Source organism: Allofournierella sp. (assembly GCF_048388525.1).
Lineage (GTDB): Bacteria > Bacillota > Clostridia > Oscillospirales > Ruminococcaceae > BQOK01.
The window spans coordinates 13,562-30,917 of record NZ_DBGCTQ010000004.1 but is presented as its reverse complement, the minus strand read 5'-3'; the positions used below and the strand labels follow the sequence as shown (position 1 = coordinate 30,917).

Here is a 17,356-nt window from a genome sequence, read left to right as displayed (position 1 = left end):
GCTTGTGGAGGGTGTAGGCTGAAGCCATACCACAAAAGGAGAGGATCGACCGATGCCCAGCGTTTATCTTTTGCTTACCCGAACCGACACCCTGTTTTCCAGAGCCCTGCACGGCGCCACGCGCAGCCGCTACACCCATGTGAGCCTTGCGCTGGACCGGGATATGGAGCGGATGTACAGCTTTGCCCGCCGCAGCGCCGCAGCGCCCCTGCCAGCGGGCTTTGTGCGGGAGAATCTGTACAGCGGGATATATGGGCGCTGCGGTGGAGCGGACAGCCTGCTGCTGGAATTGCAGGTGAGCGAAAACGCCTACCGCAGGATTGAGCGGCGCCTGGCCGCAATGGAGCGCCGCAAGGCCCAGTACGATTACGATGTGCTGGGCCTTGCATTGGCGGGCATGGGGATCGTGCACGAACGCCCGGGTAAATATTTTTGCAGCCATTTTGTGGCCGAGATCCTGGAGGAGGCGGGGGCGCTGAAACTGCCCTGCCACCCCAGCCTGGTGCGCCCGCAGGACTTTACCCGCCTGCGCCCGCTTAGGGTCGTTTACCAGGGACCGCTGGCCTTTTTAGGTCGGCGCCCGGTGCCCATTTCGGCGGCGGCGTAAAGCAGAGCTGGGCCGCGGGGGCCGACCGCCCGCTTTGGGCCGCGGGCGGGCTTTGGGGCCGAGAGGACCCCGGCACCCGCTGCGAGGCGAGTGGAGCGAGGGCGCTGCCTTTTGCGCGGGCTGCCGGGGAGAGGCCGGTGAAGCTGAGAACAAGCAGGGCCACAAGGGTGACCAGCCAGGCAAGGCCGATGATCACGAGCCCCCCTTTTGGGTTGTTGGAACCGCGGTGTAAACGCGCCATGACGCACCCCCTGTGAAATCAGGAATGTTTTAGCACATTCTATGCGCGCGGCGAAAAATGGTTCCGGTGGGGGAATGGCCGCTAACATTGGAAAGCGAAAGCCCTGGGGCGCCTAGCGATAAGGCAGGCGCCCCAGGGCTTTTGTGCTTTTTGGTTTTTGCCGGGTTGAAGTTTAATCGAACTGTGTTGACCAGGTACCGCTGTGATATGCGTTAAAACACATTTGAATTTGCTGCGCGGTCGTTTTTTCGGTCGCCAGATCTTTTGGCAGTTCATCCAAGCCAAAATATCGTGTTTCGGTGGTTTCGAGGTTTGGGGCAAAGGAACCGCCTGCCAGACTGCACAGCACGAAGATTTTCACCACGCCATAGGCGTGGTTTTGTACGTTGTGCAGCCGCCAGTCCTGCACGGCGATCAGGCGTTCAGCCGAGACATCCAGCCCCGCCTCTTCCTTGACTTCCTTCACTACATTTGAGGCCACGGACTGATCCACATCGCACCAGCCCCCGGGAAGCGACCAGGTGCCGTTGTTTTCGTGCACAAGCAGGATTTTCTCGCCCTGGAAGATCGCGGCCCTTGTGTCGATTTTTGGGGTTTGATAGCCGCTTTCGTTGCAGAACAGGCCCTTGATTGTGTCGACGGGGACATCGGACAGATGGCTCATGATCTCGGCGGAAATTTGGCGGATCCGGGCATAGCGCTCTTGGTCGTAAACGTCCTTGGCGTATGCCGCCCCGGACTGGGCAAGGCTTTGCAATTCCATTGCCCACTGCAGCCACTTGTTATTTTGCATTGCATTTACCTCGGGATTTTAATTTGCCGCGCGGGGCGGACAGGGCGCCCCCTGCGCCGCCTGTACGAAGGCGCGGAAGATGGCCAGGGCAAAGGGATCGCGGTGGAAAAGATGCTCGGGGTGCCACTGCACCCCGACGCAGAAGGGCCCGGCGGAGGCTTCCAGCGCCTCGATGACGCCGTCTTCGCTGAGGGCGGTGACCGCAAGGCCGGGCGCCGCCGTGTGCAGCGCCTGATGGTGCATGGAGTTTACCCCCTGCACGCCCGCGCCCTGCTCCCGGCAGGCCGCCAGGCGGCTGCCGGGAGCGAGGGTCACTGTGTGCACGTGCTTTGCACGGCCAAAAAAGTCCATATGGCGCAGGTGCGCCGCGGGAAGCTCGGAGAGGTCCTGGTACAGGGTGCCGCCCAAAACTGCGTTCAGCAGCTGGCAGCCCCGGCACACGCCCAGGACCGGCTTGCCCTGGGCGCGGGCGGCGGCAAAAAGCAGAGGCTCGGCGGTATCCCGCCCGGGGCAGGGCTTGCCGCATTTGGGGCGGGGGGCCTGGCCGTACAGCGCGGGGGCGAGATCCGCCCCGCCGGGCAGAAGCAGGCCGCTGCAGCGGGCCATGGCCGCTGCGGCCGCCTGCGGGTCGGCGGCCCAGCCCAACGGCAGGGGCTGGGCCCCGGCGGCGCGCAGCGCGGCGAGGTATTTGTTTTTCATATAGCGGCGGAACGGGTCGCTGCCCAGATCCACCACGCCGATGACAGGCTCGCGCATGATGCTGTTCCCCCTTTCAGTCGATGGAGATAAGCGAACCCACCGCGGCCAACACGCTGGCGGCGATGATGAGCCACTGGAAGGGCGCCGAGCCCCACCGCCCGCAGATGGGGCTCTCGGCCGCCTTGCGGCGGGAGATGCCGTAGGTGATGATGAGCAGCAGCCCGCCGATGACCGAGATGGCGCTGACGATGCGGGTGAAGGAGAGGAAGGTGCCCAGGCCCAGCACCGCGATGAGGAACGAGGGAAGCGCGGCCAGCAGCCAGCAGAGCCTGTTGCCCAGGCGGAGCTGCTCGTGCACGATGTCGCGCAGGTTCAGGGTGCTGGACCAGAAGGTGGTGACCAGCGCCAGGGCGGTGAACAGGCTGCCGATCCACACGGCCCAGCTGCCCACCCCCCGGGAGAGGCCCAGGAGGGCCAGTTCGGTGACCTGGCCCTGGGAGCCCAGCAGGGTGGCGGTGGTGAGGGCCAGCACCAGGACTGCGTCCAGCCCGATGCCCAACACGATGGACAGACGGATCTTTTTTGCCTCGCCCCCGAGGCCCTTCACCGCCTGGATGACCGACTGGTTGGCCGCCAGCGCAAACATGCCCATGCCGAACAGAGCCAGCGCCGCGTTGGCGCTTTGGGTGACGGCGGGCAGCGGCGCCCAGGGCACAAAGGCCACGGCCACGGCCAGCAGCGCCACGATGCCGTAGATCAGCAGCACGGTGTATTTTTCAAAAATGCCCACCGCCTTGAGGCCGAACAGCACCACGCCCCCAGCCAGTGCAAAGAAGATGGTCTCGGCCAGCCACAGAGGCATGGGCACCAGGGCTACGATGGCCTCGGCCGCGCCGATGATGTAGCCGCTGATGTTGATGATGACCGAGAAGCCGAACAGGGCGAAGGCGGCCCAGGTGAGGGCGGTTTTGCCCCGGCCCCGGAACAGGAAGGTCTCGAAGCATTTGACCATTTGCAGCCCGCCGCAGTTGTAGGACAGCTCGGCGATCATGAAATGCAGCAGCACGTTGCAGAAAAATGCCGCCAGAATGATGAGCACCACGCTGACAAAGCTGTTGCGCGCGGCCAGAAAGGGCACGGCCATGATGCCGCCGCCGATGCTGTGGCCGATGATGATGCTGGTGGCCTCCCACACGGAGAGGCGGGCCTCGCTTTCGATGATGGGCTTCATAAATACATTCCTCCGCTTTCCAGAACGGCCGGGCCTTGCCGCACGCCGGGCCGCACATGATTGATTGTTTTATTATAGCATATCTTTGCGGTTCCTGCGCGCCCGTTCGCCGGGGCCGCAAAGAAAAGCAGCGCCCCCGGCCGTTTGGGCGGGAGCGCTGCTTTGAAAACGATTATTTTTTCAGTTCGTCCAGACTGGCGGTCTTGCCGGGGTACAGGCCCATGGGCTCGTAGTGCACGGTGCCCACGCTGACGATGTGGGTGCCCTGCTGAGCGTTGAAATCGTCGAGATAGGGCTGGTGCTGGAAGTAGTTCGCATCCAGGCTGCCGTCCTCGACGCCGGTGTTGGGCATGACGTAATCGTCGAACTCCACGATGTCCAGGGTCACGTTATGCTTGGCCAGAAGGGGCGCGGCGTATTGCAGGATCTCGGCGTGGGGGCTGGGCGAGGCGCCCACCTTGAGGGTGACCGGCTCGGCAATTTCGGGGAGGGAAAGGTCCTGCGCGCCCATGGGCATGACCACGCCGTTGTAGTTTGCCTGAATCCAGCTTTGCACGTCCGCGCTCATGAGCACGGCCACCAGGGCCTGGATGGCGGGCTCGGCCTCGCGGCCCTCCTTGACGGAAAGCACGTTGCCGTAGGTCTTTGCGGCCACGCTCTCGGCGTCTTCGGTGGTGAGCACGGTATCGCCGATGCCGGCGCCGCTGGCGTAGTTGCCGTTGATGACCGCAAAGTCCAGATCGCTCAGGCTGACGGGGAGGTTCGCGGCTTCCATGGCGACGATCTTCACGTTATAGGGGTTCTCGGCGATGTCGCGCTCGGTGGCGGAAAGGCCCACACCCTCTTTGAGGGTGAGGATGCCCTGGTCCTGCAAAAGCAGCAGGGCGCGGGCGCCGTTGGTGGCGTCGGCCGGGATGCCGATCTGATACTGTTTGCCGCCGCCGCAGGCGGCGAGGCCGAGGGCCAGGCAGAGCGCCAGGGCCAGGCTCAAAAACTTTTTCATGTGTGATACACTCCTCTATTTCTTGTTTGGAAAAGCGGTTTTATCTTAAAGCCGCGCCGGGCCGGGCCGTACGCTTCCCGGGGCGGCGGGCTTTAATGCAAGGGGATCAGCGGCTGCGCTTGTCGGCCTTTGCGGCCAGCAGGTTGAAGATGCTTTGGATCACGCAGACCAAGAGGATCAGCAGCACCACCGTTACGTACATCACGTTGTCCTGGTAGCGCTGGTAGCCGAAGCGGAACGCGATGTTGCCCAGGCCCCCCGCGCCCACCGCGCCGGTGATGGCGGTGTAGCCCAGAATGGTGATGGTGCTGATGGACAGGCCCCGCAGAAGGCTGGGCACGCTTTCAATGAGCAGCACCCGGGTGACGATCTGCCAGTTGGTGGCGCCCATGCAGCGGGCGGCCTCGATCACGCCGCCGTCGATCTCTTCGAGGCTTTGCTCGACCATGCGGGCCACAAAGGGGGCCGCGGCGATGACCAGCGGCACGTTGGCCGCGGTGGCGCCGATGGAGGTGCCGGCGATGAAGCGGGTGAGGGGAATGATGAAGATCATCAGGATGATGAAGGGCAGGCTGCGCAGGATGTTGACCAGCCAGCCGAAAAACGCGTTGAAGCGGGGGGCGGCGGCGATGCCGCCGGCCTTGGTGATGGTGAGCAGCACCCCCATGGGCAGGCCCAGCACATAGGCAAAGAAGGTGGGCACCAGGGTCATGTAAAGGGTTTCGGCCGTGCCCTCGGCAAGAAGGCTGCCGTATTGGGAAACAAAATCAAGAATGGTCTGCACCGCTTACACCTCCTTGCCCAGCAGCAGGCGGGCGACGCTGCTTTGGGGATTTTCAAAAATTTCCCGGGTAAAGCCCTGTTCCACCACGCCTCCGTTGTCGATGACCACCATCCGGTTGCAGATGGTGCGCACCACCGACAGCTCGTGGGTGATGATGATGATGGTGACGCCCAGCTTTTTGTTGATGCTTTTTAAAAGCTCCAGCACGCTTTTGGTGGTGAGCGGGTCCAGGGCGCTGGTGGGTTCGTCGCACAGGAGGACCTCGGGGCGGCTGGCCAAGGCGCGGGCCAGGGCCACCCGCTGCTTTTGCCCGCCCGAGAGCTGGCTGGGGTAGCTGGCAGCCCGGTCGGCCAGGCCCACCAGCTCCAGCAGCTCGGCCACCCGGGCGGCCACCTGGGCTTTATCGTGCTTTGCGAGCTTTAAGGGGAAGGCCACGTTCTCGGCCACGGTTTTTTGCATGAGCAGGTTGTAGCCCTGGAACACCACCCCCATTTTGCGGTGGGCGGTGCGCAGCTCGGCGCCCGAGAGATGCGCCAGGTCCTGCCCGTCCAGCAGGATCTGGCCGCCGGAGGGTTGCTCCAGCAGGCACAGGCAGCGCAGCAGGGTGCTTTTGCCCGCGCCGCTCATGCCGATGATGCCGAAAATGTCGCCGTCGGCGATGGTGGCGGACACGCCGGTGAGGGCCGCCACGTCGCCGGTTTTTACCGGGAAGGTTTTGGATAGATTCTTGATCTCGATCATACTGTTTGTTTCACCCACATTGTTTTAATAAAATACAGAAAACCGCCGCAGGGCAAATGCAGCAAAAAATGCCCCCGTCCTTGCATTGCAACAAGGACGGGGGCATGAAAAGCACCCGTGGTACCACCTTGGTTCGCCGCACCCTTGCGGGAAAACGGCCTTACCGGCTGCGGCGGAGATGAACCGCTTACAGCCCGGCGCTTTAACGGGCGCACCCGTCGCGGATTTAGGGCTCCTGCCCCTCGCCCGCGCGACTCGGAGGCCATGTTCGGTTTCCTGTGCCCTGCCCGCTTTCACCTGCCCGGGCTCTCTGAGAGGGTCGATGCCGGAAACCTACTCTTCTCGTCAACGTCTTTGCGAATATGCATTTATGATACTCGGCGTTGTGGGGTTTGTCAAGCACTTTTTTGCCGGAATGGGAAGAAAATGCAGAGCCGGACTTTTGGGCGGCAAACAAAGGATCAATACAGCCAGCGAAGCCAGCGGAAACCCTGCCGCCGGGCCAAAAATGTGACGGCCAGCGAAAAAGCGGACGAAAGCCCAAGTACAAGCGCGAACAGGGCGGGGGAAGAAAGGGAAATACCCAGCAGCCAGCAAATAAACCCCAATACCAGCCAGACGAGGATATGGCTGCAATAAATCAGGGTGCTCATGGTGCGCAGCGCCCGGTGCGCCGGGCCAGCTTCGCCACCGACCTGAATTAAAAGGGCAAACAGAAAAAAGATGGTGGGAATAGTGAGCAGATAGTAATCGGGCGCGGAAGCGGCCCCCTCAAAAAAGTGCTGCACTGCATACACTTCGCAGCACAAAAGCGGGGCCGAAAGCGCCAGGCCCCCCGCAGCAAAACGGCGGGAGGGCAGAGGCTGGCTGGCCAGCCACAGGCCCAGGGCAACATAAAAAAAGCTGAAAAACGGACCGTTTCGGGTGGAATCAAACACCAACTGGACTGCGTTTAAAAGGGCGCCCAAAAGGGGGATCTGCAGGCTGAAAGAGGCGATCCCCTGACCGGCCAGCCCAAACAGGTGAAGCAGAGCGGCGGCGATCAGGGTGCCCTTGGCGCCCAGACCGAGCCGCAGGCACAGCCAGCACAGCGCCACCGCCCACAAAAGCCCCAGCAGGTACCACAAAACCGACCAGCTGCCGGTAAGGAACAGCCGCTGCAACAGCTGGAGAGGATGGACCAGAAAGGCGATTTCCTGCCGGTTATAGGAAAGTGTGAACAGCGGCAGCGCAAGGTAATAAAGCACGGTCCACACGGCATAAAGCCGCAGGATCCGCAGGAAATAGGGCAGCACCACGGGGCTTGGTGCGCTGCCCTTTTGCAATTTTGAAAACAAAAAGTACCCGGCGCAGACCAGGAAAAACGGCACCGCCAGGCGGCAAAGAAACTGTTTTACAAAAAGGCCGCCTGGCCCCAGGTGCAGAACGACGACCAGCAATGCGGCCGCGAACTTGGCCAAATCAATGGAGGCATAATTTTTATGTGGTTGCGGCATAGCAGGAATCCCTTTCGTATGTGCCCGTAAAAATGAGCGGCAGCTGGCCTATTTGTTTTCTTCCCAGATGGGCTCTTTGAGCATCCAGCGGCCGTATTCGTCCTTGTAAAAGATGTCGCGGTTGTAGAACTTGTCGATGATGGCCCAGAACTCGGCTTCGCTGTAGCCGCAGAAGGCGCAGAAATCCTGCACGCTCAAGGGGTCCAGATTGCCGTCGCGCGCTTTGATGATGGGGATGGCTTCGTCGCGGGTCATCATGCCGTAGCGGATGTAGCGGGCGGTGTAGTCGGTGGCGGCGGCATGGCCGAATTTGGGATATTTGAGCCAGGAGTGCACGAGATAGGCCCGGCTGTCGATCTGGTCGAAGTTCTCGGCGTGGTGGGCGCGGTCCCACTCGTGGGTGAGGTCGTGGAAGCCGCGGCTTTTGGCCAACTGGTAGTTTTTATAGCTGTTCCAGGGCAGGAAATAGCTCATGTAGAACGGGTCCAGCCGGTCCAGCTCTTCGGGGGTAGGGGCCTTGGTGAGCGCCAGGTCGTTGGCGGTGACGCCGTAGCCCAGCAGCTCTTGTTCGGGGAAGCCCACGGCCACGCCGTTTTCGATCTGGCCCTTGGCGCTGTAGGTCTCCTGATCGGAGCTGCCGCCGTATTCGAAGCTGACGTTCTCGCCGTAGCACAAAAGGGGCGTGTTGAATTTCAGGGCCATGTGCAGCGGGAAGGTGTAGATCAGGCGGTCCACATACCAGGTGGGCTTGCCGTACTTTTCAAAAAAGGCGCGCATGAGGGTCTTTTGGGCCTTGATGTTGGGCTTGCAGCTGATGATGGTGCAGCCGAACGCCTCGGAGATGTTTTTCAGGTTGTGCTTGCCCGCCTCGGTCATGGGGAAATTATCCTCGACGCTGAACAGAATGGGGTTCATGTGCATGACCTCTTTCAGGATATAGACCTGGAAGTGGCTGTCCTTTCCGCCGCTGACCGCGACGGCGCAGTCGTAGCCGCCGGGGCCGTTGCAGCCGCGGTATTTATCGCACAGGGCTTCGAACTCTTTCCAGCGGGCCTGCCAGTCCACATCGGCGCGGTGTTCGTAATGGCGGCAGGCGCTGCACACGCCCTCGGCGTCGAAGGTGATGCCGGGGCGGGTATCGGGCATGGTGCATTTTTTACAATATTTCATGGCGTTAACTTCCTCCTGTTTTCAGGCTAAAACAAAGGGGGCGTGGGGACCTGCCCCTGCCCTTTACACAGTATACCATGAAAGCGGGACGGCATACCAGCCCCTTTTGGAAAAAGCCCGCGCGGTTTTTGGAAGGCGGATTTTAATAGAAGATTAAAAATTAAGCAAAGCGGATTAAAATTATTTATTAAAAATATTAATAAAATTAATTTTTATATTGACTTTCGTGAAAAATAAGCGTATTCTCAGAACAGAACAGGAAAACGCCGGGCCGGGTGGCAAAAGCTGCGCCCGCCCTTTGGCAAAAAAGCGGGGGAAAAGGATGAACAATGGAGAAAAGGGGTTCCACGCGCCCGCCAGATGCCCGGTTTGCGGGCAGGATATGCGGGTGACCAAGCTGCGGTGCGGCCGCTGCGGGACCGAGCTGTCGGGGGAATTTTCGCCCTGCCGGTTTTGCAGCCTGGAAGAAAAGCACTTACAGTTCGTGGAGACGTTTCTGCGCTGCAGGGGATCCATTAAAGAGGTGGAAAAGGCGCTGGGGGTGAGCTACCCCACAGTGAAAAACATGCTGGAAGCCGCGCTGGCCGCGCTGGGGCTGGACGAGACCCCGGAGCTGCGGGCGGTGCGCCAGGATGAGGAGCGCAGCGAGATATTGACGAGGCTCGCAAACAAGGAGATCGATGTGGAAACAGCCGTTGAGGCGCTGAATCAACTGAGAGGTGGAAAGTGACATGAGCGAAGAAAAACGCAAGGTACTGGAAATGCTGGAGCAGGGCAAAATCAACGTTGAGGAGGCGCAGAAGCTGCTGGAGGCACTGGGGGAGAGCGGCGCCCCACAGGAGGAGCCCGCGCCGGCAAAAGAGGAAGAAGCGGTGCCGGCACAGGAGCAGGGCGCGGGGGAAACGGCCCGGCCAAACGGAGAGAAAGCGGGCGTGGGGCCGGCCGTGTTCAGCACCCCGGCACCCACCTTGCAGCTGCCGGACGATTTGTTGGCAGCCGCGGCCGAGAGCGAAAAAGCGGCGGGAGAGCCCGACGCCCCGCCGCGGGAAACGGCGGAAGGGGAGTGGGGCGGCGCAGACCGGGAGCAAACGCCCCGCTATGAATACGAGACCTGCCCGCCCCCCGCCCCCGGCTGGCAGCAATATGAATATACCGTGGACGCGGCGGGGATCGAGAATCTGGATATTTCGTGGATCAGCGGCCCGGTGGAGGTGCGCGCCTGGAGGGGCGAGCGCATCCGTGTGACCGAGTATGCGCGCACGGCGCTGCCCGAGGGGCGGCAGCTGCAGCTGCAGACCGCGGGCGGGGTGCTGACCGTGCGCTGGGCGCGGGAGGTGATCCTGTTTGGCCTTTGGCCCCTCTCGAAGCACCTGGTGGTGGAGCTGCCCGCCGCACTGGCGGCCGGCCTGGGGCGGGTGAAGTGCGCCAATGTGGCGGGAAAGACCTACCTGACCGGCCTGTGCGCCCAGACGCTGGAGGCGAGCTCGACCTCGGGGGTGGTATCGCTGGGGGGCGTGACGGCCCGCCGGCTTGCGGCAAAAAGCATTTCCGGCGCGGTGCGCGCCGAGGACTTTGCAGCCCAGGCCGCGGATTTTGGCACCACCTCGGGCGCGGTGGAGGCGTGGGGCAGCGCCGAGGAATTGCAGTTGAAGAGCGTTTCGGGGGCGCTGCGGCTTGCCCTGGGCCAGTGCCCCGGCAAGGCGGTGCTTGCCACCACCTCGGGCGGGATTGAGTTGACGCTGCCCGGCGAAGTGGGCTTTGCCGCCAAATTCTCCAGCGTGTCGGGCCGGTTCAGCACGGATTTTCAGGTGCAGGGGGAACTGGGCGGCAAGCAGGGAAAGGCCGTGCACGGCGACGGCTACGCAAAGCTCAAGCTGAGCACGATCTCAGGCAATATGAAGGTGGCGCGGGCGTGAGAGGCGGAAGGCCCCAAAATAAAATATAAATGTGAAAGACCGTCCCTTGAATGGTGTTGTTTCCATTCAAGGGACGGTCTTTCACCCCTGATAGGGTGTAATTTCCACTGAACAAGGAAGAGGATTGGCAGTTGTTCCGGCCCTTATAAACGACAAACCCCACCCGGCGGACGGCGAAAAAGCCGACGGCGGGTGGGGTTTGCCGCATTTTAATTTCAGCGGTTTTTGCGGATGTAGATCAGCAGTGCCCAGATGGCGAGCACCAGCAGCACCGTGCCGCCCAGGGCGAACACCAGGGCCAGTAGAACATTGAACACACCTATGAACGGAAGCATCGACATGAAAAACCCTTCTTTCTTTAAATTTTAGGCGGCGCGTTAAGCGGCCGCGAACTGTTTTTTACAGCGCAGGAGCAAGCACGCCAGCAGGCAGGCGGCCTGCACCCCCACCCCCAGGATGGTGGCGTAGGCCGTGCCCCAAGCCGCGTGGGCCGCGATCAGGCCGGGGCTGGCCAGCAGCGCGGCGCCAAGCCCCGCAAGGCAGCCGACAATGAGCCCCTTCATGGCGCGGGCGATGGTGAGCAGATTGCACAGCACCGTGGCGGCCACGGTGAGCACGGTGGCGGCCACGAGGGGCTGCAAAAGGCCGGCGTAGTTTAAAATTTCCGGGGTGGTGGGGTACAGGACCGACAGGCCCCACCGCCCCAGCAGGGCCACGCCCGCCGCGCCCGCGGCCCACAGCAGGCAAAGGCCCGCCGCCAGCAGGCCGAGACCCTTGAAATACCCGGCCTTGTTCCGGCTTTGCCACAGCCGGGCAAAGGTGGTGATGAAGGGCACGAACAGGTAGACCACCGCCACCTGGAGCACAAGCACCGGCAAAAACACGTTGGCAAAGTAATTCAGCTCGACCTTGCCCGCAAGGCGCTCGCAGTAGTAGCGGGGCACCGAAGGGATGGTGGTGTTCAGGCTGGCGTAGACCGCCAGAGGCAGGCATTCCAGCAGCAAAGCGCCCACCCCCGCGCCCCCCCGGGCCGCGAGGTCCGCCCGCCGGCGGGCGAGGGGCAGGTCCACGGCCAGCACGTAGGCGGCATTCAGCGCCAGCAGCGCGGCCAGGGTGATGACCAGGTCGCGGGTGAGCAGCAGCCCGGCCACCACCGTGCCCGCGGTCACGAGGCCGCGCACGCCGAAGCTGACGCCCACGATGTCCATGCGCTCGGCCTTTTGCAGGTAGCCGTGCCACACGTCGCTGAAGCTCTCGATGAGGCGGTAGCCGGTGTAGAGAAAGATCACCCAGCGCTGCTGGGCGGAATAGGCGTTTGCAAAGGCAAAGCCCATGCACCCCACCCAGGCCGCCGCCACCGTGAGGTAACGGCTGAAGAGATAGGTGCGGTCGGTGTATTTGCCCGAGAGGTCGGACACCTGAAAGGTGCGCATGCCAAAGCTTGCAAAGCTTAAGGCCACGTTGGCGGCGGTCATGGCGGTGGCCAGCAGGCCGTTTGCCTCGATGCCGGCCAGCGCCGTGACCAGCAGGTTCATGGCCGCCTGGCAAAAATAGAACACCAGGCTGCCCGCCGTGTTGAACAGCACGTTTCTGCGAAGCTGTTTTTCCATGAGCACTCCTTACTGAACAAAGGGCCGCAGCGCCTGCTCCATGGCCCGGGTCCGGGCCTTTGGCACATGGGCCTTTTCAACATACCCGTAGATGCGCTGTGCAAAACCCGCCAGGCCCTTGTGGAAAAAGAACAGCTTTTGGGGGGGAAGGCGCAGCGCAAACAGGATGTGCACCCCCCACAGGGCGAAAAACTTGAGCCAGTTGAAATGCGGGGCAAAGCCGGGGCCCATGGGGTCGCTGCGCGGGGGCTCTTTGTACACCTGCTCCAGCAGGTCGGCCATGCGCTTGTAGGCGGGCAGGGGGCTGGGGTCGAAGTAGCCCTCGATAACCTCTTTGGCGATGGGAAAGGGGGGGCGTTTGTCGGCCATGGCCGCCTGGAACGCCTCGTAGCTTGTGACATACCGCGCCCCGGCGTAGATCACGGGGTCGTATTCGTGCGGGATGGGGGCCGGGCGCAGGATATGGCAGCTCTTGCCGGCCATGTACACCTCGGCGATGGCGGTGCTCATCCAGATGGAGATGGAGTCGGCCGCCACGATCCAGTCCTTCACGCCGCGCTCGAAGATCACATGAAAGTTGGGGCGTTTTGCGCAAAGCTGGGCCAGGGCCGGGCTGTTCCACTCGCTGGGGTGGCGGCGGTATACCAGCTCCACTTCGGGGTGGCCGGCCAGGTACCGGTCGAACCAGGAGAGGGTCTCGGCCATGCTGGCCCGGTTGACGGCGGCAAAGGCGGTGAAATCGGTGCCGGCCATATCGCTTAATTCGCGCACCTCGGCCTCGGTCATGCTGGCATAGCCGAAGCTGGAGATATACAGGTGCAGCTGTTTTTTGGGGTCGAGGCCGAACTCGGCGCAGAGGGCGGCCTTATCCTTGTAATAACCCCGGAATTCCGGGCGCAGGAAATCCATCATCACTGCGCCGGTGACCGGGCAGTTTTTTTCCTGCATGCCGTGGGCCGCAAGGCGGGCGGCGGTGCGGCGGCCCCAGCAGGTCTGCACGCACTTTTTGGCGTTGCCGCCCATGTTGAACCAGTCGCCCTCCTCCTGGGTGTCGCTGAGCATCTGCTCCCAGTGAAGGTTCACGATCTTGTTGAGCCGCCCCACATTGTTGTACACATGGCTGTTGATGGCCTCGTTGTCGTACATGCAGCTTGCCACCAGCACCTTTGGCTTTTTCCAGGTGAAGTATTTGAGCTTTTTGCGGTCCAGCAGCTGCCGGATCTCGGCGGTGTAGCCCCGGCGCTGCAGCTCCAGCTTGAGCAGAAGATCGCTCTCGTATTCCCGCACGGGATGCTCGTAAAGAATCAAAAAGTCCAGGCCCACGTGTGCGCGCCCTCCTTATCCAATGTCGGTGAAAAGCTGCTCGGTCCAGACCGGCAGGCCATAGGTGGTGTCGAGATGGAAGCCGTCGAAAAACTGCTTGTCGTCGTCGAGCTCCGGGCGGTGCGCCCACTCGTAGTCCAGCACCGTGAAGCCGTAAAAGCGCGCCCAGCCGGCAAGGCGGGGCAGGAAATCCTCTTCCATCTGCCGGGGGATGCCGTAGGGCTGGCAGGCGCCGGTGAGCACCACATCCGCCATGGGGGGCAGCACCACCGTGAGCCTGACCCCCCGCGCCTGGCAGGCGGCCGCCGCCTGGCACAGGCGCTCGAGCTGCTCCTCGTTCAGAGCCCAGCCCTGGCAGCGGGGCACAAGGGCCTCGGGATAGGTGGCGAGGCGGGTGTGCAGCGGGTAGACCGTGCCGTCCGGCCCGGTGTAATCGGCGGGCCAGGACCAGTCGCCCGTCTCCTCGCTGCCGCCGCCGGGCACGCCGCGCAGCCGCTCGGAGAGGGCGGTGAGCATGTTCACGTTGTATTCCAGATTGAAAAGGTAAGCCAGAGGGTTGTCCAGCGTTTTTTGCAGGGTGCTCATGCGGTCGGCGTCGTAGGTTTTGGTGACGGTGTAAAACGACAGGCCGAACACCACTTCCTCCAGGTCCGGGGTCTGCTCCAGCACCCAGTTGAGCACATCCACCCCCTCGCGCAGCGAGGCGCCGCCGAAAGCAAGGTTTTGCCAGGCGCGGCCGGACACCGCCTGCACCTGCTGCATGTCAAAGTGCGCGAGGCGGGAATCGCCGATGATGACCCGCGGGCCGGGCGACTGCGCGTAGGCCTTGAGGCGGGCGATGGGGGCCTCGCTGTAGCTTTGGGCGCGCAGGCCGAAGTAGTTGTTCGGCTCGAACGCGGCAAAGAGGCAGAAATAGGCGGCCATCGGGAGCAACAGCAATGTCAGTTTTTTTAAAATGCTTTTCAAGGCGCGGCGCCCCCTTTCGTTAAAAGCCGCCGTAGGCAAAGCTGCCCCCGGCAAAGCCGCCGTTCTGGATCACGAGGCCCGCAAAAATGCCCAGCACCAGGGCGTAGTAGAGCGCCCAGCGCACCCAGGGCCTTTGGGCGGACAGCACCAGCTCTTCGCTGCCATTTTTAAAATGGAAATTGCGCTGCCAGTCCAGCCAAAAAGCCAGCGCCAGCGTGAGAGCCAGAAACACAAGATAGGCGGCCGCCATCAGGGGCTGGGCGTAAAAACCGTGCAAAACCGCCTGCCAGCTCTCGGCGGCAAAGCGCCCGGGGGCCCAGCCCCGGAAAAGGCCCGCCAGCAGGGTGAAGGCCTCGGCCACGCCGTACTGCGCGCCCGCGGGCTGGCCTACGCCGGAGCCCATGGCAAAAAAGGCCATGCTGAACACCCACAGGCAGAATACGCCCCCCCGCTTGGCCCAGAGCAGCCGGGCGGAAGCCTTTTTTTTGGGCTTGCCCAGGCGCTGGTGCAAAAGCTCCTCCCCCACCCGGTAGACGGCCTGCAAAAGGCCCCACACCACGAAGGGCAGGGTGCTGCCGTGCCAGAAGCCCGAGACAAAGAACACCACAGCCACACAGAACACGGGCGAAAAACGGCTGACGCGCCTGCCGACGAGAGGCAGGCGGGAGGCGTCGGCCCAGACGAGGGGAGTGAAGAGATAATCCTGCAGCCAAGAGGAGAGGCTGATGTGCCACCGGTTCCAAAAGCCGGAAAAGTTGGCGGCAAAAAAGGGCGTTTTGAAGTTTTCGGGGATCTCGAGCCCCAGCAAGAGAGCGCTGGCCCGCGCCATCTCGGAGTAGCCCACAAAATCGAAGTAGAGATAGAAGGTATAAAAAACGAGGGCCAGCAGCAGGGTGGGGCCGCCGTGGCCCGAAAGATCGCCAAACACCTGCTGAGCGAACAGCAGCAGCACGTCGGCCACCGCCACCTTTTTGAACAGGCCCAGCGCGAAGAGCTGGAGCGCGCGCACGGTGCGTGCCGCGCAAAAGCGGTGTTCCTGCTTTAACTGCGGCAGCACAAGGCGTGCACGGCAGATTGGCCCGGCGGTGATGGTGCCGAAAAAGCACAGAAAGGCCGCAAGATCCACAAGGCTGCGCTCTGCGGGCAGATCGCCCCGGCGCACGTCGATGAGGTAGCTGAGGGCCGCGAAGGTGTAAAAGCTGACGCCGAGGGGAAAGGGCAGGCTGTGCAGCGCGCCGGGCGCGAGGGGAAGAAGCGGCAAAACCAGGTTATAATATTTGAAAAGGGCCAGCACCAAAAGCAAAAGGACGGCCCCGAACCCCAAAAGCCGGCCCTTGCGGGGCGCGGCGGCGGCCTGGATGGCCAGCCCGAGGCGCCACACAAACAAGCAGCTTGCGCACAGAAGGGCAAGGGGCAGCGCCTGCCACAGCCCGCCGAATTGGGCGGCGGAAGGGCGGTTGAACCAATAGAACAGCAGGCTGGCCGCCAGCAGCAGGCCGGGCTGAAAGCGTTTGGGAGCAAGCTTTAAATAGGCGAAAGCCACCAGGGGCAGAAAGGCAAAATAAGAAAAGCTCTGAAAACTCACCCTGAAACCGCCCCTTTCCTTTTTATAGGACGCGCGCACGCCCCAAACGTTTATTATACAGTTTGCCCGCTCGGGTGTAAAGGCTGTGTTTTCCTTGAAATCACTGCATGTTTATATTATACTAGTAACAAATTGGTTACGCAAACCATTTGATAAGGAGATTTAAAATATGGCCAACACCGTGATGGTCACCGGCGCCGACGGATTTATCGGCAGCCACCTGACCGAGGAACTGGTAAAGAAGGGCGAGAGGGTCAAGGCCTTCTGCTATTATAACTCATTCGGTACCTGGGGCTGGCTGGACACCCTGCCCCCCGAGATCAAAAACGAGATCGAGGTCTTTCTGGGGGACATCCGCGACCCCAACGGCGTGCGCACCGCAATGGAAGGGCAGGACGTGGTGTATCATTTGGCCGCGCTGATCGCCATTCCGTTCAGCTACCACAGCCCCGACAGCTATGTGGACACCAACATCAAGGGCACCCTGAACGTGCTGAACGCGGCGCGCCAGGTGGGCACAAAGCGCCTTTTGGTGACCAGCACCAGCGAGGTGTACGGCACCGCCCGGTATGTGCCCATTGACGAAAACCACCCCTACCAGGGGCAGAGCCCCTATTCGGCCACCAAGATCGGCGCCGACCGGCTGGCTGAGAGCTTTTACCGGAGCTTTGACCTGCCGGTGACCATCGTGCGGCCTTTTAACACTTACGGCCCGCGGCAGAGCGCCCGCGCCGTGATCCCCACCATCATCACCCAGTTGCTGACCGGCCGCACCGAGATCAAGCTGGGCAGCCTTGCACCCACCCGGGACTTCAACTATGTGAAGGATACGGCGGCGGGCTTTATGGCGCTGGCGGGGTGTGAAAAGGCCATTGGGCAGGAGGTGAACATCGCCACCGGGCAGGAGCACTCGATCGGGGAGCTGGCGGCGGAATTGATCCGGCAGATCAACCCCGCGGCCCGGGTGGTGTGCGACGGGCAGCGGCTGCGCCCGGGCAAGAGCGAGGTGGAGCGCCTGCTGGGCGACGCCTCGCGGCTGAAGGCCCTGACCGGCTGGGCGCCCGCCTACACCTTTGAAGAGGGGCTGGCGGCCACCATTGAATTTTTAAAACAAAACATCGCCCGCTACAAGCCGGACGTGTATAATCTGTAAGCACGGCGGCTTTGCCGCCGCGGGAGCGCTGTGCGGCT

The 17,356-nt window shown here is 62.4% G+C and carries 17 protein-coding genes; 4 read left to right on the top strand and 13 right to left on the bottom strand.

The features are described from left to right. The first annotated feature begins 52 nt into the window (after positions 1-52). Entirely contained in the window at positions 53-607 is a 555-nt protein-coding gene (locus ACMLHZ_RS00510) for a hypothetical protein (protein WP_418665864.1), read from the top strand. 413 nt (positions 608-1,020) lie between these two features. On the opposite strand, the gene ACMLHZ_RS00505 is transcribed toward ACMLHZ_RS00510, so the two are convergent. The 8 genes from ACMLHZ_RS00505 to ACMLHZ_RS00470 form a co-directional block, all read right to left on the bottom strand. Continuing rightward, complete coding sequence (locus tag ACMLHZ_RS00505; protein ID WP_418665863.1) at positions 1,021-1,641, bottom strand: NUDIX hydrolase N-terminal domain-containing protein; 621 nt, start codon at positions 1,639-1,641, stop codon at positions 1,021-1,023. An 18-nt stretch (positions 1,642-1,659) separates the two neighbouring features. Next, positions 1,660-2,397, bottom strand: coding sequence for a gamma-glutamyl-gamma-aminobutyrate hydrolase family protein (locus ACMLHZ_RS00500; protein ID WP_418665862.1), 738 nt, complete (start codon positions 2,395-2,397; stop codon positions 1,660-1,662). A gap of 16 nt (positions 2,398-2,413) precedes the next feature. After that, positions 2,414-3,571, bottom strand: coding sequence for an aromatic amino acid transport family protein (locus tag ACMLHZ_RS00495; RefSeq protein WP_418665861.1), 1,158 nt, complete (start codon positions 3,569-3,571; stop codon positions 2,414-2,416). Positions 3,572-3,743: 172 nt separating this feature from the next. Continuing rightward, complete coding sequence (locus ACMLHZ_RS00490; RefSeq protein ID WP_418665860.1) at positions 3,744-4,574, bottom strand: MetQ/NlpA family ABC transporter substrate-binding protein; 831 nt, start codon at positions 4,572-4,574, stop codon at positions 3,744-3,746. Positions 4,575-4,680: 106 nt separating this feature from the next. Further along, a complete protein-coding gene (locus ACMLHZ_RS00485) occupies positions 4,681-5,349 on the bottom strand; it encodes a methionine ABC transporter permease (RefSeq protein WP_418665915.1) in 669 nt (222 codons plus the stop codon). Positions 5,350-5,361: 12 nt separating this feature from the next. After that, entirely contained in the window at positions 5,362-6,099 is a 738-nt protein-coding gene (locus ACMLHZ_RS00480) for a methionine ABC transporter ATP-binding protein (RefSeq protein ID WP_418665859.1), read from the bottom strand. A gap of 461 nt (positions 6,100-6,560) precedes the next feature. Further along, on the bottom strand, positions 6,561-7,595 hold the full coding sequence (locus tag ACMLHZ_RS00475) for an acyltransferase family protein (RefSeq protein ID WP_418665858.1): 1,035 nt from the start codon (positions 7,593-7,595) through the stop codon (positions 6,561-6,563). A gap of 48 nt (positions 7,596-7,643) precedes the next feature. Further along, positions 7,644-8,765 carry an N-acetyl sugar amidotransferase gene (locus ACMLHZ_RS00470; RefSeq protein WP_418665857.1) on the bottom strand — a complete coding sequence of 374 codons (1,122 nt, stop codon included), beginning with the start codon at positions 8,763-8,765 and terminating at the stop codon, positions 7,644-7,646. Between the two features lie 322 nt (positions 8,766-9,087). Here ACMLHZ_RS00470 and ACMLHZ_RS00465 point away from each other — a divergent pair, with 322 nt between their 5' ends. Beyond that, a complete protein-coding gene (locus tag ACMLHZ_RS00465) occupies positions 9,088-9,495 on the top strand; it encodes a DUF2089 domain-containing protein (RefSeq protein ID WP_418665856.1) in 408 nt (135 codons plus the stop codon). A gap of 1 nt (position 9,496) precedes the next feature. Then, entirely contained in the window at positions 9,497-10,681 is a 1,185-nt protein-coding gene (locus ACMLHZ_RS00460; RefSeq protein WP_418665855.1) for a DUF4097 family beta strand repeat-containing protein, read from the top strand. 215 nt (positions 10,682-10,896) lie between these two features. On the opposite strand, the gene ACMLHZ_RS00455 is transcribed toward ACMLHZ_RS00460, so the two are convergent. The 5 genes from ACMLHZ_RS00455 to ACMLHZ_RS00435 are packed head-to-tail and all read right to left on the bottom strand — an operon-like array spanning position 10,897 to position 16,165. Next, a complete protein-coding gene (locus ACMLHZ_RS00455; protein ID WP_418665854.1) occupies positions 10,897-11,022 on the bottom strand; it encodes a hypothetical protein in 126 nt (41 codons plus the stop codon). A gap of 36 nt (positions 11,023-11,058) precedes the next feature. Next, positions 11,059-12,291 carry a lipopolysaccharide biosynthesis protein gene (locus tag ACMLHZ_RS00450; protein WP_418665853.1) on the bottom strand — a complete coding sequence of 411 codons (1,233 nt, stop codon included), beginning with the start codon at positions 12,289-12,291 and terminating at the stop codon, positions 11,059-11,061. Between the two features lie 9 nt (positions 12,292-12,300). Continuing rightward, positions 12,301-13,614 carry a surface carbohydrate biosynthesis protein gene (locus ACMLHZ_RS00445; protein WP_418665852.1) on the bottom strand — a complete coding sequence of 438 codons (1,314 nt, stop codon included), beginning with the start codon at positions 13,612-13,614 and terminating at the stop codon, positions 12,301-12,303. Between the two features lie 15 nt (positions 13,615-13,629). After that, the gene (locus ACMLHZ_RS00440) at positions 13,630-14,580 is read right to left on the bottom strand and encodes a hypothetical protein (RefSeq protein WP_418665851.1); all 951 of its coding nucleotides are present in this window, start codon (positions 14,578-14,580) and stop codon (positions 13,630-13,632) included. Positions 14,581-14,599: 19 nt separating this feature from the next. After that, a complete protein-coding gene (locus ACMLHZ_RS00435; RefSeq protein WP_418665850.1) occupies positions 14,600-16,165 on the bottom strand; it encodes an MBOAT family O-acyltransferase in 1,566 nt (521 codons plus the stop codon). Between the two features lie 169 nt (positions 16,166-16,334). On the opposite strand from ACMLHZ_RS00435, the gene ACMLHZ_RS00430 reads away from it, so the two are divergent. Further along, on the top strand, positions 16,335-17,318 hold the full coding sequence (locus tag ACMLHZ_RS00430; RefSeq protein WP_418665849.1) for an NAD-dependent 4,6-dehydratase LegB: 984 nt from the start codon (positions 16,335-16,337) through the stop codon (positions 17,316-17,318). Positions 17,319-17,356: the final 38 nt, after the last annotated feature.

Excerpts from the sequence above, each read along its gene's own strand:
- ACMLHZ_RS00510 (WP_418665864.1), top strand. The coding sequence starts at position 53 with ATGCCCAGCGTTTATCTTTTGCTTACCCGAACCGACACCCTGTTTTCC.
- ACMLHZ_RS00505 (WP_418665863.1), bottom strand. The coding sequence starts at position 1,641 with ATGCAAAATAACAAGTGGCTGCAGTGGGCAATGGAATTGCAAAGCCTT.
- ACMLHZ_RS00500 (WP_418665862.1), bottom strand. The coding sequence starts at position 2,397 with ATGCGCGAGCCTGTCATCGGCGTGGTGGATCTGGGCAGCGACCCGTTC.
- ACMLHZ_RS00495 (WP_418665861.1), bottom strand. The coding sequence starts at position 3,571 with ATGAAGCCCATCATCGAAAGCGAGGCCCGCCTCTCCGTGTGGGAGGCC.
- ACMLHZ_RS00490 (WP_418665860.1), bottom strand. The coding sequence starts at position 4,574 with ATGAAAAAGTTTTTGAGCCTGGCCCTGGCGCTCTGCCTGGCCCTCGGC.
- ACMLHZ_RS00480 (WP_418665859.1), bottom strand. The coding sequence starts at position 6,099 with ATGATCGAGATCAAGAATCTATCCAAAACCTTCCCGGTAAAAACCGGC.
- ACMLHZ_RS00475 (WP_418665858.1), bottom strand. The coding sequence starts at position 7,595 with ATGCCGCAACCACATAAAAATTATGCCTCCATTGATTTGGCCAAGTTC.
- ACMLHZ_RS00470 (WP_418665857.1), bottom strand. The coding sequence starts at position 8,765 with ATGAAATATTGTAAAAAATGCACCATGCCCGATACCCGCCCCGGCATC.
- ACMLHZ_RS00465 (WP_418665856.1), top strand. The coding sequence starts at position 9,088 with ATGAACAATGGAGAAAAGGGGTTCCACGCGCCCGCCAGATGCCCGGTT.
- ACMLHZ_RS00460 (WP_418665855.1), top strand. The coding sequence starts at position 9,497 with ATGAGCGAAGAAAAACGCAAGGTACTGGAAATGCTGGAGCAGGGCAAA.
- ACMLHZ_RS00455 (WP_418665854.1), bottom strand. The coding sequence starts at position 11,022 with ATGTCGATGCTTCCGTTCATAGGTGTGTTCAATGTTCTACTGGCCCTG.
- ACMLHZ_RS00450 (WP_418665853.1), bottom strand. The coding sequence starts at position 12,291 with ATGGAAAAACAGCTTCGCAGAAACGTGCTGTTCAACACGGCGGGCAGC.
- ACMLHZ_RS00430 (WP_418665849.1), top strand. The coding sequence starts at position 16,335 with ATGGCCAACACCGTGATGGTCACCGGCGCCGACGGATTTATCGGCAGC.